General features: G+C 73.7%; 4 protein-coding genes. All 4 read left to right on the top strand.

The annotated features are described in order from the left end of the window. Window positions 1-1,165, top strand: a 1,165-nt coding sequence (locus VM840_02685; GenBank protein ID HVL80482.1) for a UDP-N-acetylglucosamine--N-acetylmuramyl-(pentapeptide) pyrophosphoryl-undecaprenol N-acetylglucosamine transferase, incomplete at its 5' end; no start/stop codon positions are given. Window positions 1,166-1,167: 2 nt separating this feature from the next. Next, window positions 1,168-2,568, top strand: coding sequence for a UDP-N-acetylmuramate--L-alanine ligase (gene murC, locus VM840_02680; GenBank protein ID HVL80481.1), 1,401 nt, complete (start codon window positions 1,168-1,170; stop codon window positions 2,566-2,568). Next, window positions 2,565-3,515: a UDP-N-acetylmuramate dehydrogenase gene (murB, locus tag VM840_02675; GenBank protein ID HVL80480.1), complete on the top strand. Its 951-nt coding sequence runs from the start codon at window positions 2,565-2,567 to the stop codon at window positions 3,513-3,515. Before murC ends, murB begins: the two co-directional genes overlap by 4 nt. Window positions 3,516-3,535: 20 nt before the next feature. Then, on the top strand, window positions 3,536-4,274 hold a 739-nt coding region (locus VM840_02670), incomplete at its 3' end, for an FtsQ-type POTRA domain-containing protein (GenBank protein ID HVL80479.1).

The raw sequence follows: 4,274 nt of genomic DNA, 5'->3' as shown, positions 1-4,274 counted from the left end.
AGCGTCGTTGGCCAGGATCCTCGTCGCCGCTGCGGGCACCGGGGGACACGTCTACCCGGGGCTGGCGGTCGCCGACGCGCTCAAGGGGCGCGGCCATCACGTCTCCTTCGTCGGGGGAGCCCGCATGGAGGCCACCGCCGTCCCCGCGGCCGGCTACCGCCTGCACCAGATCCCCGGCCGCGGCCTCCCCCGCTCCGCCTCCCCGCGGGCGGTCCTGGCGGGGATCGACCTCCTGAGGGCCGTCGCCCGGTGCAGGCGGATCGTCGCCCGGGAGGGGGTCGATGCCGTGGTGGGGTTCGGCGGGTACCACTCGGTCGCTCCCTGCGTGGCGGCGGGCACGACCGGACGGGCCGTCGTCCTGCACGAGCAGAACGGTCACCTCTCGCTCGCGCACCGGCTCTCCCTGCGATGGGCGGACGCGCTCGCGTTGAGCGTGCCGCTCCCCTCCGACCCGGCGGGGGTGCGGGTCGCGGTGACGGGCAACCCCCTGCGGCCCCCGGTCCGGACCGTGGCCGAGATGGGACCGGACGAGCGCGCCCGCGTCCGGACCGAGGCGCTGACCGATCTAGGGCTCGCCCCGCACGGGCGCACCACCGTGCTCGCCTTCGGCGGGAGCCTCGGCGCGAGGCCCATCAACAGAGGTGTGGTCGCGGCGGCGCGTTCCTGGAGCGGACGCGACGACGTCCAGGTGATCCACCTCACCGGGCCCGACCTCCTCGAGGAGACCCGCGAGGCATGGGACGAGGTCGACGTTCCCCGGACGGTGCTCGACTACATGCCCACCATCGAGCGCGCGTACGCGGCGGCCGACCTGGTCGTGACGCGGTCGGGCGGCGCGACCGCCGAGCTGGTCGCGTTCGGGCTCCCGTCGGTGCTCGTGCCGGGCCCGTGGGCGACGGGCGGGCACCAGGAGGCGAACGCGAGGTGGGTGGCCGACGCCGGCGGTGGGGTGCTCGTCCGCGAGGACGAGCCCGACCTCGAAGGGCGGCTGGCCCGCGTCCTCACCGAGCTTCTCGACGACCCGGGACGGCGACGGACGATGGCCGAGTCGGCGCGGGCGCTGGGGCGCCCCGACGCCGCGGACAGGCTCGCGGACCTCGTGGAGGACGAGCTCCGGCGGCGGTCACATGGTGACGTGGAGCCCGCCGGACCGCCACACTACTAACCATGCGATCAGGGCTGGGGCGACCCCTACGCGGCACCCGCGTGCACTTCGTCGGCATCGGCGGGGTCGGCATGGCCGCGCTCGCCGAGCTGCTCCATGCGATGGGGTACGAGGTATCCGGCTCGGACCTGAAGGAGTCCGAGCCCGTGCGCCGGCTCGAGGCGCTGGGGGCGAAGGTCCACGTGGGGTCGCACGAGCCGCACCACGCCGACGGCGCCGAGCACGTCATCGTCTCGGCCGCCGTGTCCCCCACGAACCCTGAGGTGGTCCGCGCCCGCGAGGCGGGAGCCGAGGTCATCATGCGGGCCGAGCTGCTCGGACGGATATTCGACGCCGGCCGCGGCATCGCCGTCGCCGGCACCCACGGCAAGACCACGACGTCCTCGATGCTCGCGATGATCCTGGAGCGGGCAGGTATGGACCCGTCGTTCGTGATCGGGGGAGACCTCAACGACGTGGGGTCGGGCGCGAGGCTCGGCGCCGGCGACCTCGTGGTCGCCGAGGCGGACGAGGCTTTCTCGTCCTTCCTCCACCTGCGACCCGAGCTGGCCGTGGTGACGAACGTGGACATCGACCACCTGGACCACTTCGGGACGCCCGAGGCTATCGACGAGGCGTTCCTGACCTTCCTGGACCAGCGGCGCCCGGACGGCCCCGCCGTCCTGTGCGTCGACGACCCCGGCATCGCGCGGCTCCGCGAGCGCGTCAGAGGACCCGTGGTGACCTACGGCACCTCCGACGCCGACCTCGTCGTGAGCCGGAGCGAGGAGGGATGGTGGCGGCTCACCTGGAGGGGCGTCGACGCGGGGACGCTCCGTCTCTCCGTACCGGGCCTTCACCACGTGCTCGACGCGGCGGGGGCCGCGGCGGCCGCGTTCCTGCTCGGCGCCCGGCCGGAGGAGACGGTCGAGGCGCTGAGCGCCTTCACCGGGGTGGAGCGGAGGTTCTCGGTCCGCGGGGTTCAGGGCGGGGTCACGGTCGTCGACGACTACGCGCACCATCCGAGGGAGATCGAGGCGACCCTGCAGGCGGCGAGGGAGCGGTACGCGGGGTCCCAGATCGTGGCCCTCTTCCAGCCTCACCTCTACTCCCGCACGAGGGACCTCGCCGAGGAGTTCGGCAAGGCCTTCGCGGATGCGGACGTCGTCGTCATCACCGACGTCTACGGGGCGCGCGAGACGCCTATCCCTGGCGTGAGCGGTCGCTCCATCTGGGACACCGTCCAGCACAACTTCGAGGGCGGTCAGCAGATCGCCATCTACGCGCCGCTCCTCGACGAGGCCGCCGGGCTCGCGGCCGGCATGGTCTCCGCCGGCGACGTCATCGTGACGCTCGGAGCCGGGGACGTGACGACCGCTGGTCCACGCATCCTGGAGATGCTCCAGCTGTTGGAGCCCGGGTGAGAGACACGGGGGACGTCCTTCCGCTCCTGCGCGAGCGGGTGACGGGCTCCGTTCACGCCGATGCCAGGCTCGACGCCTACACCACGTTCCGCGTGGGGGGGCCGGTGGACGTGCTCGTCGAGGCGGAGACCCCCGACGACCTCGCGGCGGTCGCGGAGCTCTGTGCGGGGGAGGTGCCGATCGCGATCGTGGGACGCGGGTCCAACATGCTCGTCTCCGACGAAGGGTTCCGCGGCGTGGTCGTCCGGCTCGGTCGCGGGTTCCGCGACCACGAGCCGGTCGGACCCGACTCGATCCGGTTCGGCGGGGCCGTCCATCTTCCGGCGGGCGCCCGCCTGACCGCCAGGCTCGGCCTGACCGGGTTCGAGTTCGCCGCCGAGATCCCCGCCACCTTCGGAGGCGCGGTGCGCATGAACGCGGGCGCGCACGGCCGGAGCATGTCCGACGTGCTCGTGTGGGCCGACACCGTCGACCTCACCTCTGGGCAGCGGGCGCGGCTCTCCGTCGAGGAGCTCGGGTTCGGGTACCGGCACTCGACGCTCGCCCCGAGCCACGTGGTGGTGGCGGGGGAGGTGCGGCTGGAGCCGGGCGACCCCGCCGAGGTGGCCGGCCGCATATCCACGTACCTCCGCTGGCGGCGGGAGCACCAGCCTCCCGGACGCAGCGCCGGGAGCGTCTTCAAGAACCCGCCCGGCGACTCGGCCGGACGACTGATCGAGGCGGCCGGGCTGAAGGGCGCGCGCGCCGGGGGAGCGGAGGTGTCGTCGGTTCATGCGAACTTCATCGTGGCGGGGCGTGACGCGACCGCCGCCGACGTGTGGACGTTGGTGGTGCGGGCCCAGAGGGAGGTCCGGGCCCGGTTCGGCGTGGAGCTCGAGCCGGAGGTCCGGTTCCTCGGGGAGTTCCCCGAGGTCAGGACGGAGGTGGAAGGTGAGGTTGAGGGTTAGGTGACGTCCAGGACATGCCGGTGAGGACGGCGGTGAGGCGCAAGCGCGACGACAAGCTCGTCCGCTTCCCGCGTCGGCGTCACCGTCGCCTCGTCCTGAGGCTGGCGGTGGTCGCGGGGATCCTGCTCGCCGCGTTGGGCGCCCTGGCCGCGCTCTGGCGCGTCGGGGAGGTGCGGGTGGTCGGTACGGACCGCGTGTCGGCCCTCGAGGTCCACGCCGCAGCCGGGCTGCGCGGGGGAGAGAGCATGCTCCTGACGGATATGGGAGCGGTGCTCGACCGGGTCCGGGCGATCGCGATGGTCCGGTCTGCGGACGTCCGAAGGACCCTCCCGGCCACCGTCGAGATCCGGGTCGTCGAGCGGGCTCCCCTCCTCCTGCTGCGAGGTACGGACCGGCTGGGCGTCGACGCCGACGGCGTCATCTTCCCGGTGCCGCCGGACATCTCGCTCCCGGTGATGGACGGCTGGACGGCCTCCCCCCAGCCGGAACCGGGCGCGCGACTGGACGCCCGCAGCCTCGCCCTCCTGTCCGAGTTCGGGACCTTCCCGCCCCAGCTGCGCGACGCCACGGCGAGCGTGGGGATCGGCGACGAGATCGTCCTCCACCTGGCTCCCACCGGGACGGTGGTGAGGATGGGGAGGCCCTCCGGGCTCGAGGCGAAGGCGGCGGCGGCGGGGGCCGTGCTCGCGGACGCGCTGGAGCGCAAGCTCGACCTGGAGTACATCGACGCGCGAGCTCCCACCGCGCCCGTGGCGAAGC

The sequence above is a fragment of the Actinomycetota bacterium genome (genome assembly GCA_035540895.1).
Lineage (GTDB): Bacteria > Actinomycetota > JAICYB01 > JAICYB01 > JAICYB01 > DATLFR01.
The sequence above is the reverse complement of the archived record's forward strand: the minus strand, read 5'-3'. Positions and strand labels throughout refer to the sequence as shown.